The sequence below is a fragment of the Dactylosporangium sp. McL0621 genome, assembly GCF_049995355.1.
In the GTDB taxonomy this organism is placed as follows: Bacteria; Actinomycetota; Actinomycetes; order Mycobacteriales; family Micromonosporaceae; genus Dactylosporangium.
The window spans coordinates 7,039,132-7,051,290 of sequence record NZ_CP188259.1; the positions used below are offsets into that span (position 1 = coordinate 7,039,132).

Consider the following 12,159-nt stretch of genomic DNA (forward strand, 5'->3'; position numbering starts at 1 on the left):
GCCACGGTGCGGCACGCGTCGACGCGCCGAGATCACCCGCAACGAGATCACCCGCACCGTCGCCGCACTGTCGGCGACGGTGCGCACGCAGACGCTGATCGCCTTGCGGTCGCTGTTCGGCTACCTGCGTCGCCGCAAGCAGGTCTTCGCCGACCCGCCGAGCCGGACCCGGCCTGGCTCTCCCCGCCGCCGCCACCCCGTTCCCAGGGGTCGCTAGCCGGAATGCGCGGCGTCGACCCGCGGCGAGCAGTCCGTCCCGGTGGGGAGCTTGACGAGCACTGACGTTCCGCCGCCAACAGGACTGGTGATGTGCAGCTGTCCGCCGAGCGCCTCGACGCGGTCGGTGAGACTCACGAGCCCGGAGCCGAGGCCGGGGTCGGCGCCGCCGACACCGTCGTCGTGAATCGACAGCACGAGGACCTCACCGTCGATGTCGAGGTCGACGTCGATCACGGTTGCCTGTGCGTGTTTGACCGTGTTCGCGAGTGCTTCGGACACGGCGTAGTAGGCGGCCACCTCCACGCATTCGGGCAGCCGTCGCCGTGCGCACGGGTTGAGCTCGACCGGGATCGGGCAGCGGCGGGCGAGCGTCCTGAGCGCGGGTCCGAGACCGCCCTGGGAGAGGATGGCCGGGTGGATCCCTCGCGAGATCTCCTGGAGATCCTTGAAGGCGGTGGTCAGACCGTCGCTTGCGCGTGACAGCCGCGCTTTGATCTCGTCGAGCTCGCAAGGCACCAGATCCTCGGCCACGCGCAGTTGGAGCCCGAGCGATACGAGCCGCTGCTGTACGCCGTCGTGCAGGTCGCGTTCGATGCGGCGCCGGGCCTCGTCGGCGGCCACGACGATCCGGGCGCGTGAGGCGTTGAGCTCGGCGCGGCACTCGGCGTTCGCGACGGCGGTGGCCGCGAGCTCGGTGAACTGGCTCAGCCGCTCCTCGGCATCGGCCGGCGGCGGCGCGTGTCGTGACCACAGGGCGACGAGTGCGCCCCACACACGGCCCTCGACCAGGATCGCCGCGCCGACCGCCGAACGGAAGCCGAGGCAACGGGCCAGGTCGGCCAGGGAGCCCGGCTGACCTTCGTAGGTCTCCACCCGGGCCGGGTTTGTGCCGTGAACCAGGATCTCGAGCACGCCGCCGTCGACGGCGAGAGACTTGCCGAGCAGCGCCGGGTTGCCGGGCTTGCTGGCCTCCGCGAGGACGACGGCGGTGCAGGCGGACTCATAGCGCAGCAGCCTGGTGGCGTCCGCGTCCAACAGCCGGGTGGCCTCCGCGGCGACCGCGGCGAACACCTCGGCGGGGGCGACGCCACGGGCGACGAGCGTCGCCACACGCCGGAGCGCGGTCTGCTCCTCGACCAGCACGCGCTGCTCGTAACGGCTCGTCTCCAGGGACTGGCCGACGGCCTCGCGATCGCATGCCGCGCGCAGCAGCGCCTCCAGCGAGGGCACCACCCGGTCCCGCACGCACCGCTGCACCGGCTCCGGCAGTTCGGCGGGGACGAGGAGCGTGCCCCGTAGAGCGCCGCAGCGCAACGGGAATGCCGCCTGGCGCTCGTCGCCGGCGACCGCCTGCAGGTCGACCGCCGCAAACGGCAGGCCGAGCGCGTGCTTCAGGCGCCCGGACGCCTCCGGCAGTACCGAGTGCAGGTCGTTCGTGCGCAGGATGAGGCGGGCCAGCCCGGTGGTGAGGTCGGCCTCCCGGTACCGCCTGACGGACTCCAGGGCCTGCGAGCGGGCCAGCTGGGCCATCGAGCTGGTCAGCAGCGCGACCACGAGGAAGACGGCGAGCTCCACCCAGTCCTTGCTGTCGGCGAAGGTGAGGGTCCCGATGCGCGGGACGTGGAAGTAGTTGAACGCGAGGGCACTGGCCACAGACACCACCGCCGCCAGTCCGAACCCCCACAGTGTCGCAACCGCCAGCACGCCGGGTATGTAGACCAGGGCCAGAGCTTCACTCTCGGTGATGTGTCCGAGTGGGTACACCAGCAGGGTTTCCAGCATCACGAGCGACGCGCCGACCGTCATCCCCACCGTGAGCGGCGGGGGAATCGGGCGTACCAGCCAAGACCCCAACTGTGCGTGCATCACGGCCTCGCTCCCAGTACCGAGTTTAGTCACGGCGCGGCCGCGGGAGCATCTGCGTACAGTCGATGGTGTGTACGGCGTCGCACACCGGATTGCGCAGGAGGTCACAGGGCGGTGACCGGGCTCAGCGGTTGTGGACGGGAATCGCGGCCGTGACCGAGGTGCCCGCGCCGGGCGGGCTCACGAAATAGATCTCGCCGCCGAGTGCCGCGACCCGGTCACGGAGCCCGATCAGGCCCGATCCCAGTGTCTGGTCGGCCCCGCCGATGCCGTCGTCGCACACCTCGATGCGCAGTTCCCCGTCGGACACGTGCGCGCTGATCCGTACGGCCGAAGCCTGCGCGTGCTTGACCGCGTTCGCCAGGCTCTCCGAGGCGATGTAGTACCCGGATACCTCCACCACCTCGGGCAACCGCACGTCGAAACCGAGCTCGAGCTTGACCGGGATGGTGGAGCGGTTGGCCAGCATTCTCAGCGCGGGCGCCAGGCCACGTTTGGACAGGATGGTCGGGTGGAGGCCACGGGCCATCTTCTGCAGCTCTTGGAAACTCTCCCGCAGTCCCGTCGCCGCTCGCGACAGGCACGCCGCCAGCTCATCCGATCCTGGTGGTACGAGCGACCCGGCAGCGCGTAACGTCAGCGCGCACGAGGCGAGCTGCTGCTGCACCCCGTCGTGCAGGTTCCGGCCGATCCGGCGCCGCGTCTCGTCGGCCGCCACCACCGCACGCGTCCGCGACGCGGCGAGCTCCGCGCGTGCCTGGGCATTGGAGATCGCCGTCGCGGCCAGCCCCGTGAAGCCCGAGATGCGCTGCTCGGTGTCCGTCAGCATCCGATCGCGCCGGGTCGTCGTGGTCACGGCCCCCCAGAGCCGGCCGTCGACAATGATGGGAATCCCGACGGTGGAGCAGACCTGAGCGGGATGCTCCGCCAGGGCCGGCCGCAGGGCGATCCGCGCCGAGCGGTCGACCCGGGCGGGTCGGCCGGTGTGCAGGACCAATCCGGAGACGTCGTGGCTGTTCACTGTGTACCGCGTACCGATCTGCCTCCTGGCCGCCTGATGTCCCCACACGGCAACCCGAACCGCCAGGCCCTCCGGCTCATATCGGATCACCTGCGCGAGATCCGCGTCGGCCAGCCGTCCGACCTCCTCGGCCACCGCCGCGAATATCTTCTGCTGCGACACCCCCTGAGCGACGAGCGTCGCCACTCGGCGCTGTGCGGCCTGTTCGTCCGCGAGCAACTGAAGCGCCTCGCGGGCGGCGCGCTCGTCGTCGAGCAGGCTCAGGATCCGCATCGTCATCGAGGCCACCCGCGCCATCCCGCGCAGAAGGCTGAGTTCCTCCCGGCTCAGGCTCGCACCGGACCGGGCAAGCACGAGCTTCGTGTCCGCAGGATGATCGAGCGATACCCGGACCGCCGGGCAGATCCCCAGCCCCGGGACGGGCAGCGTCCGGCCGGTGCCGTATGCGACGGCGCGCAGTGCGAACAAGGGAGCGTGGCCGATCGGATAGCCGACCGACGCGACCAGCCGGCCCGCGGAGAGGATGGCCGCGACCTCCGCGTCAAGCGCCTCGGCCGCTCGCTCCACGGCGCCCAGCGCGGCCAGCTCCGGCGTCTCGAAGGATGAGACAACCTCGAGGAACTCGGCGAGTTGCCAGCCGGACCAGGCAGGCGGAAGAGTCATGTCAGGCAATCGAGAGGACGACGAGAGTCTGGTTGTGGAAGCCGCTCATGCCGGACGTGCGGGCGATCTCGCCGTAGGTGTAGAACCCCGCGATGGGAGCCCCGGCGGCGATGGCGACGATCCGGCCGATCTCGGCATGGATCCCCTGCTGTCCGAGCACTCCACGCCGCGCTATGCAGTCGAACGCCAGCATGCCACGAGGCGGGCGCCCGTCGAGACCGGCCACCGAATCATGGCAGGCGGCATCCGTCGCCGCGAGAACCGATGCCGCGTTCCCTTCCATGATCCAGACGAGCCCACCTTGTGGAACCTCCGCTATGCACCGCAACGACCGCTCCGCGGCCTCGCCGCCGCTGATGAACCGGATCTGCTCCTCGCCCTCGCGCCGGCTCAGACCCAGGGGATGCCGCATCGCGAGCCGGGCCAGTTCCTCCTGGTTGGGCTGGGCGGGGACCGGCACCCGCAGGCGTTCGAGATAGACGTCGAGCGCCGGCGCGTCGTCGAGCGTGTAGACCGTGTTGCCGCTGCTGTGGGTCACGAGCAGCGGCTCACCGAGCTTGCGCCAGCCGTGTCGCACGCCGATGCCGAACGGGGCGTCGGAACCGATGCCGGCGGCGACCACGGACTGGGTCACGACCTCGTCGCCGTGCATCTGGAAGGTGCCCGTCATCTTGAGGTCGTCGCCGGCACAACCGCCCACGAGCGGCACACCCGAGCCGAGCACGCTGTAGGCGCCGCGGACGATGTCCTGCTGGTTGCCGGCCAGACTGTCAGTCAGCAACAACAGGACCCGGTACGGTCGATCCTCGACGGCGGTCAGGCAACCGGCGGCATGTTCTCCGGCGGCCCGCAGGTTACCGGACGTCCGACGCGCGATCGCGGTGCCGACCGAGAAGCCGTCCCCGCCCAGCGCGGCCACCAACAAGCTGGCGTCACCGGGGCCGGTCGTCGCGATCTCGCCGGCGGTCGTGCATCCGATCAGTGGCACGCCGCCGGATCGGGTCTGAATCTGGCCGATGATCGCGGGCAGGTCGAGGGCTTCTGAGCAGAAGACGAGCAACAGCTTTGCGTCGGAGCCGACCAGCGCCTGTTCGGCTGCGCGGATTCCGGGTCGGCGATCGGAGGCGTGGGCCTGGCCGACCGCGAACCACCGTGACGTATGCACGCAGACCACCTCGAGATGGTGTGAACACCCCTCGCACTGATGATCGTACAACGGGCAGCCCGCGGCGGCGCACCTAGCGCTCCGCCGCCGTCGGTTCGCCGCCATCGTGCATCAAGTCCCGGATGGCGCTGGCCGACAGTACAGCCTTGCTCAGGAAGCCGATCGCGGGGCTGGAGACGATGAACTCCTCGAAGTCCTCCTCGCTGTGACTGGAGATCAGGATGATCGCCGGCGGAGGGCTCTTGTTGCGACCTTTGCGGTCGAGCTGCCATGCCAGGTCGAAGCCGCACTCCGGCCCGAGATCGATGTCCACCAGCACGAGATCGGGCTGCAGATCTTCGGTTTGCTGCAGGGCTTGGGCGCCGTTCGAGGCGACGCCTACAACCTCGACACCCTCACGCTCGAGCAGCTCGCGGGCACTCGTGAGGAACAGGGCGCTGTCATCGACGATGAGGCATTGCATCGCCACCACTCCAGAATGCCCGGTCGAACGGGCCGCCGCATCTAGCCTAACCGGAATTTTCCCGACAAATCACCTCCACCGCCTCACCCCGGCTCCGGCAGCCGTGCGGGTTCTTCGACGGACGGGAGCTCGACGCGCAGCGACGTCCCGCCTCCAATCGGACTGGCGATGTCCAGCTGCCCGCCGAGCGCCTCGACGCGGTCGGTGAGACCCACGAGCCCGGAGCCGAGGCGGGGATCGGCGCCGCCGATGCCGTTGTCGCGAATCGACAGCACGATCATCTGGCGGCCCGCCTCGACGTCGACGACGATCGCGGATGCGTGCGCGTGCTTGGTGGCGTTCGTGAGCGCCTCGGACACGATGTAGTAGGCGGCCACCTCCACGCCCTCGGGCAGTCGCCGCTGGGTGCCCAGGTTGAGCTCGACGGGAACGGGGCAGCGCAGGGCGAGCGTCTTGAGTGCGGGCCCGAGGCCGCCCTGGGAGAGGATCGCCGGGTGGATGCCCCGGGAGATCTCCTGCAGGTCCTTGAAGACGCCCGTCAGGCCGTCGGCGGTGCCGGACAGGTGCGCCTTGAGCTCGTCCAGTCCGTGGGGCACCAGCGCCTCGGCGGCGCGCAGGTCGAGGCCGACCGCAACGAGCCGCTGCTGTACGCCGTCGTGCAGGTCGCGCTCGATGCGGCGCCGGGCGTTGTCAGCGGCCACGACGATGCGGGCCCGCGACGCGTTGAGCTCGGCCCGGCCCTCGGCGTTGCCGACGGCGGTGGCCAGGAGTTCGGTGAACTCGGCCAGCCGGTACTCGGCGCCGGCCGGCGCCGCCCCGTGCCGCGCCCAGAGGACCACCATCGTGCCCCACAGGCGGCCCTCGACGAGGATCGGGGCGGCCACCGACGAGTGAAGGCCCTCCTCGCGAGCGAGCGTCGCAAGCGGGCCGACGCGACCCTGGTAGCTGTCCACGCGGGCCGGCCGCGAGCTGCGGTAGACCAACTCCGTCGCGCCGCCGGCGATGGCCAGACGCCGGCCCAGCAAAGTCTCGACGCCCGGCTTGCTGAACTCGGCAGTGACGGTCACGGTGCCCGGCGCCTCGTAGCGCAGCAGCCGCGATGCGTCCGCGTCCAAGAGCCGGGCCGTCTCCATGGCGACCGCGGCGAAGACCACGGACGGCGCGACACCGCGGGCGACGAGTGTCGCGACGCGCCGCAGCGCCGCCTGCTCCTCCGCCAGCACGCGCAGTTCGTCGCGGCTCGTCCGCAGCGAGATGCCCATCAGCTCGCCGTCGTGGGCCGCGGACAGCAACGCGTCCAGTGCGGGCACCACGTTTTCGCGCAGGCAGCGCAGCGTGGGCTCCGGCAGGTCGGCGGGAACCAGGAGCGTGCCCAGCTCGAGGCGACGCTGCAGCGGCAACGCCGCCCGCCGCTCGTCGCCGGCCACCGACTCGAGCGTGATCTCCGCATACGGCAGGTCCAGCGCCTGCGCGAGGCGGCGGGAGGCCTCCGGCAGTACCGATGAAAGATCGTCCGAACCCAGCATGAGGTGGGCCAGTCCGGCAATGAAATCGGCGACGCGGCGCCGCTGGAGGGACTCCACCGCGCGGGAGCGGGCAAGCCGGGCCATCGAGCTCACCAGCAGCGCGACGGCGACGAACACCGCCAGCTCGAACCAGTCCAGGCCGGCCGCGAACGAGAACTCCCCGACGGGTGAGGCGTGGAAGAAATTGAACGCCAGCGCGCTGGCCACCGAGGTCACGACCGCCAGCCGGAAGCCCCAGACCATGGCGACCGCCAGCACCCCGATCATGTACACCACGGCCAGCTCGTCGGCCCGCGCGACGCGGCCGAGCGGGTAGACGATCAGCGTCTCCGCGATGACGAACAACGCGCAGACGGCTATCCCCACCGGGAGCGGTGGGGGCGTCGGACGCACCAGCCAGGAGGCCAGCCGCATGGACGCTGCGGACTGCGGCTTCGCGTCGGCCTGGTGTCGGCGACGAGTCTCATCCGGTTGCGTCTTGACCAAAGCGCACATTGACATTGATCTTGCCGTCGAGGTTGCGGTTATACCGATCATATCCGGACTTAGCCGCATATCTCGGTGCCGGTCGTTCCCCTGTGCCCGGGCGACTGGCCGCGCCGCACGTGGAGTTGCTGCACGGCGCGCAGACCAGCTCGTGCATGCTCCGGGCGCTCATGCCGCTCGCTCGTGGTGCGCAGGTCGGCCTGACGGCGCTGTGGCGGATCGCTGAGATCGATCGCGCCGAGCCCACGTCGACCTCGGCGACTCATGCTCGATCGTCAATGGTGCCGCACCCCCCGGAGGCGCGTTGGCACGGCGTCAACACGGTGATGTGGGTAGCGTTTAGTGGGCGTACCGGCGGGCTAGGCGGCGGCAGTGCGAGGCACCCTGTTTCGACGCGGCTGCCATCCGAACCCGCCGGAGGGCCCAACCCGGCGGGGCGCTGGGGGCGCGAGAACGCCGGTCGGCCTCGGTCCGCCCAGCGCAGGGCTCGTCGACCGGCACGACGTGCTGCACGGCTGCCACCGGATCACCGAGGTCGCACCGCCGGTGCGGGTGACGCCCTGCTCGCCGGCTTCGGTTCCGGCGGCCGGATGCCGGCGCCGTCGGATCCAGACCGGGCGGCGGTACGGATCCACCAATCATCGGGTACAACCGAGTTCTGGAGCTGTCATGACCACCCCTCTGGAAGATCTGATCACCATCGACCTCGTCGATCTGGACCTGACTGCGGCCGACCGCTACGAGTCCATCCGGGCGCTCGCACAGCGGCTCGCGGCCGCAGGCCGCGTCACCGACCTTGACGGCTTCCTGACGGACGTACTCACCCGCGAGGCGCAGATTCCCACCGGCATCGAGGGCGGTGTCGCCATCCCGCACGCCCGGTCGTCGCACGTCCCCGCGGCGGCGCTCGGCTTCGGCCGCAGCGCGGCCGGCGTGGATTTCGGCGCCGCGGACGGGCCCGCACACCTGATCTTTCTCGTCGCGGCGCCCACCCGTGACGCCGACCTGCACGTGAGCATCCTCGCCTCGCTGGCGCGGCGGCTCGTCCATGCGTCGTTCCGGGAGGCACTGCTGAACGCGACGACGGCCCATGACGTCGTGGATCTCGTCAACCGGGAGGTGCCGGGCGATGAAGATTGTCGCCGTGACCTCGTGTCCGGCCGGAATTGCGCACACATTCATGGCCGCGGAGGCACTGGAGCAGGCAGCCCGCGCGGCCGGCCACGAGATCATCGTGGAGACTCAGAGCGCGGGGACGGTCACGCCGCTCAGCCCGGAGCAGATCGCAGCCGCCGACGCGGTGGTGTTCGCGGCCGACGTCGAGGTTCGTGATCGCGCCCGGTTCGCCGGCAAGCCGCAGGTGATCGCCCCGGTGAAGCGGGCCATCATCCACGCGCCCAGTCTGATCCAAGAGGCCGCCGCGGCGGCCAAGCGGTCGGCGGCCGCTGCTGGCCCGATCGCCGCCCCGTCCACGAAGAAGCGGGTCGAACGGTCGGCGGCCGCTGCTGGTCCGATCGCCGCCTTGTCCACGAAGGTGGACCGCAACGCCCCCCTGGCAACGCGCGTACGTCAGTGGCTGATGACCGGCGTCAGCTACATGATTCCGTTCGTCGCCGCCGGCGGCATTCTCATCGCGTCGTCGTTCCTGATCGGCGGCCCGTCAATCGCGACCAAGGTCAGCGGCGGCACGTTCGAGGGCGTGACATACCCGGGCGTCCACGACCTGTCCAAACTGTGGGCGACGCTCGGGCTCGCGGGCGTCCTGTTCGAGGTCGGCGATGCCGCGTTCTCCATGCTGGTACCGATCCTGGCGGGCTTCATCGCCTTCGGCATGGTGGATCGGCCCGGGATCGTCCCCGGCGTTGTCGGTGGCCTGCTGGCCACCTCGATCGGCGCCGGCTTCCTCGGCGGCCTCATCGCCGGCCTGCTCGCCGGTGCGGTGGTCATGGCGATCAACCGGATCAAGGTGCCTCGCGCGGTCGCGGGCGTCATGTCGGTGGTGCTCATTCCGCTCGTGTCGAGCGCGATCGTGGGCGCAATCATGATCATTGCCATCGGACAGCCGATCTCCGCCGCGCAGAAGGGACTGTCCGCCTGGCTGACCACGCTGAGCGGCGCCAATGCGATCCTGCTCGGCCTGCTGCTGGGCGCCATGATGGCCTTCGACATGGGCGGGCCGGTCAACAAGGTGGCGTACACCTTCGGCCTCGCCGGACTGGCCAGCGGCAACCACACCGTGATGGCCGCCGTAATGGCCGCCGGCATGACCCCGCCGCTCGCGCTCGCGCTGGCCACGGTGGTACGCGCGAAGCTGTTCACCGATGCCGAGCGCAGGGCCGGTGAGGCTGCGTGGCTGCTCGGCGCCTCGTTCATCACCGAGGGTGCCATCCCGTTCGCAGCGGCCGACCCGCTGCGCGTGATTCCGTCCATCATGGCCGGCAGCGCCGTGACCGGAGCCCTCTCGATGGCCTTCCGCGCGACCTCCTGGGCACCGCACGGCGGAATCTGGGTCATCGGCCTCATCGGCAAGCCAGTGCTCTACGTGCTGGCCATCGCGGTCGGCACGGTGATCAGCGCCGTCTGCATTATCGTTCTGAAGTCATTGCGCCGTTCAGCCGACCGCCGGGTACCCGATACGCGGCAAGGCGAAGTGGAGCGGGCGGGCCGGGCCTGAGCCGGCGCTCGACGCCGCGGCGGCCGGCAAGCTGGTCGGGATCGTCCGGCCGACGAGGCTCGCCACCGCTTGACAAGCTCCATGGGACCCCCGGGTTGGCCGCGCGCTAGCCTGAAACGGAGGGGCGGGCATGAGCCGGACCAGGGGCGGGCTGATCAGCCGCATGGTGCTGGCGACCGGCGCGCTGTTGCTGATCGTCGGCGCGGCGTTCGGCGTCCTGCTCATCTCGATCAACGAGCAGCGGAGCACCGACCGCATGACGCGCCACGCCCAGCAGGTTTTCGACGCCGTCGAGGCCACCGAGCGGAGCACGGACGAGGTGCAGACGAGGCAGCTGCAGTACTTCGCCACCGGGGACGCCGGCTATGTCGCCGGCTGGCAGGCCGCAACGGCGGACATCCCCCGCGCGACCGAGCACTTGGAGCACGTCGCCACGACGAGCAACGAGCGGCGCCACGCCCAGCGCATCACCCAGATCGCCCGATCGTACGTCGAGGACTACTCGGTGCCGGTCATGGATGCCGCGCGGCGAGGCGATCCGAGCGTGCGGGACGCGGCGACGATGCGGGAAGGCGATCGGCGGATCGCCGAGTTGCACACGGAGGCCCAGGCCCTCAGGATGACCGAGCGGCAGATCGTCGACACCTGGGACGCCCGCACCGACCGGCTGGTCCAACAGGAGATCCTCGCGGTCATCTGCGGCCTGGCGGCGTCGGCGCTCGTCATCGCCCTCGTCGGGTGGTACCAGACACGGATCATCGTCCAGCCGATCCGCCGGGTCGCCGCCATGGCCGACCAGCTCGCAAGCGGCGACCTCGGCACCCGGCTACCCGAGACCGGCACCGTCGAGATCGGCCGGCTGGAACGCTTCTTCAACGTCATGGCCGCCTCGCTGGAGCGCGGCTACCGGGAGCTCACCGACCGCGTCGAGACGCAGACCGCCCTGCGGCGCATCGCCACGCTCGTCGCGCGGGGGGTCCCACCGGCCGAGGTCATGGCGGCGGTCGCCGCCGAGCTGGGCCAGTTGATCGACACCGAGTCGGTGCGGCTCGTGCGCTTCGAACCGGACGGCACCGGGACCATCGTTGCGGCCTGGGGCGGGGCCGAACTGGACCTGCCGGTCGGCACCCGGATGCCGCTGGACGGCCACAACGTCACGACGATGGTACTGCGGACCGGCCGGCCCGCCCGCGTTGACGACTTCGCCAACGCCGCCGGAGCCCTCGGCGTCCACCTGCGCGAGCGCGGCCTGCGCGCGGCGGTCGGCGCGCCTATCCACGTCGAGGGCCGGCTGTGGGGCGTCGTGGCCTCCGGGACGGCCCGCGACGAACCGCCGCCGTCCAACGCCGAGGCCCGGCTCGCGGAGTACACCGACCTGATCGGCACCGCCATCGCCAACACCCAGGCCCGCGCGGACCTGATCGCGTCGCGGTCCCGGTTCGTGCTCGCCACCGACCAGGCGCGCCGCCGGATCGAGCACGACCTGCACGACGGCGTCCAGCAGCGGCTCATCTCGCTGGGGCTGGACCTCCGCCGGCTCCAGGAGGGCGTGCCGACGGAGCTGCCCGCGCTGCGGGAGGAGCTGTCGGCGGTCGTGGCCGGGCTCACCGGAACCGTCGACGACGTGCGGGAGATCTCCCGCGGGGTACACCCGGCGATCTTGTCGGATGGTGGGCTGAGGCCCGCGCTGCGCGCGCTGGCCCGCCGCTCCGGGGTGGCGGTGGAGCTGGACGTCCGGCTGGACGCCCGCCTGCCGGAGCCCGTGGAGGTGGCCGCCTACTACGTGGTGGCGGAGTCGCTCACGAACGCCACGAAGCACGCCCAGGCGACCGTAGTCTCGGTGCAAGCGGACGTCGGCGACCATCAGCTGCACCTGGCGGTCCGGGACGACGGCGTCGGCGGCGCCGAACCCGGGCACGGCACGGGCCTCATCGGCCTGGCCGACCGGGTGGAGGCCCTGGGGGGCACGCTGACGCTGCACAGCCCGCGGGGCTGCGGCACCTGCCTGGAGGTGCGCCTCCCCTTCGACGAGGTCACCCGGTGACCTGATCGCAGTGCCGGTGACCGTCCGCATGA

7 protein-coding genes and 1 pseudogene are annotated in these 12,159 nt (G+C 71.0%); 3 read left to right on the forward strand and 5 right to left on the reverse strand.

What is annotated here, in order from left to right; all coding sequences use genetic code 11:
* Positions 1 to 213 precede the first annotated feature (213 nt).
* The 5 genes from ACPPVO_RS33240 to ACPPVO_RS33260 all read right to left on the reverse strand — a co-directional run bounded on the left by ACPPVO_RS33240 (position 214) and on the right by ACPPVO_RS33260 (position 7,268).
* Positions 214 to 2,085 (reverse strand): DUF4118 domain-containing protein, encoded by a 1,872-nt coding sequence (locus ACPPVO_RS33240; protein WP_426502500.1) that lies wholly within the window; start codon positions 2,083 to 2,085, stop codon positions 214 to 216.
* A 124-nt stretch (positions 2,086 to 2,209) separates the two neighbouring features.
* Entirely contained in the window at positions 2,210 to 3,769 is a 1,560-nt protein-coding gene (locus tag ACPPVO_RS33245; protein ID WP_426502501.1) for a GAF domain-containing sensor histidine kinase, read from the reverse strand.
* Between the two features lies 1 nt (position 3,770).
* Positions 3,771 to 4,934, reverse strand: coding sequence for an FIST signal transduction protein (locus tag ACPPVO_RS33250; protein WP_426502502.1), 1,164 nt, complete (start codon positions 4,932 to 4,934; stop codon positions 3,771 to 3,773).
* A 73-nt stretch (positions 4,935 to 5,007) separates the two neighbouring features.
* Complete coding sequence (locus tag ACPPVO_RS33255) at positions 5,008 to 5,397, reverse strand: LytR/AlgR family response regulator transcription factor (RefSeq protein WP_426514740.1); 390 nt, start codon at positions 5,395 to 5,397, stop codon at positions 5,008 to 5,010.
* Between the two features lie 83 nt (positions 5,398 to 5,480).
* Positions 5,481 to 7,268, reverse strand: a complete 1,788-nt coding sequence (locus ACPPVO_RS33260) for a DUF4118 domain-containing protein (protein WP_426502503.1) — start codon at positions 7,266 to 7,268, stop codon at positions 5,481 to 5,483.
* A gap of 810 nt (positions 7,269 to 8,078) precedes the next feature.
* Between ACPPVO_RS33260 and ACPPVO_RS33265 the strand changes: the two are divergent.
* The 3 genes and pseudogenes from ACPPVO_RS33265 to ACPPVO_RS33275 all read left to right on the forward strand — a co-directional run.
* Positions 8,079 to 8,462: pseudogene (locus tag ACPPVO_RS33265) on the forward strand (PTS sugar transporter subunit IIA); the annotation flags it as partial.
* A 127-nt stretch (positions 8,463 to 8,589) separates the two neighbouring features.
* Positions 8,590 to 10,083, forward strand: a complete 1,494-nt coding sequence (locus ACPPVO_RS33270; RefSeq protein ID WP_426502504.1) for a PTS fructose transporter subunit IIC — start codon at positions 8,590 to 8,592, stop codon at positions 10,081 to 10,083.
* A 130-nt stretch (positions 10,084 to 10,213) separates the two neighbouring features.
* A complete protein-coding gene (locus tag ACPPVO_RS33275; RefSeq protein WP_426502505.1) occupies positions 10,214 to 12,127 on the forward strand; it encodes a HAMP domain-containing protein in 1,914 nt (637 codons plus the stop codon).
* Positions 12,128 to 12,159 lie beyond the last annotated feature (32 nt).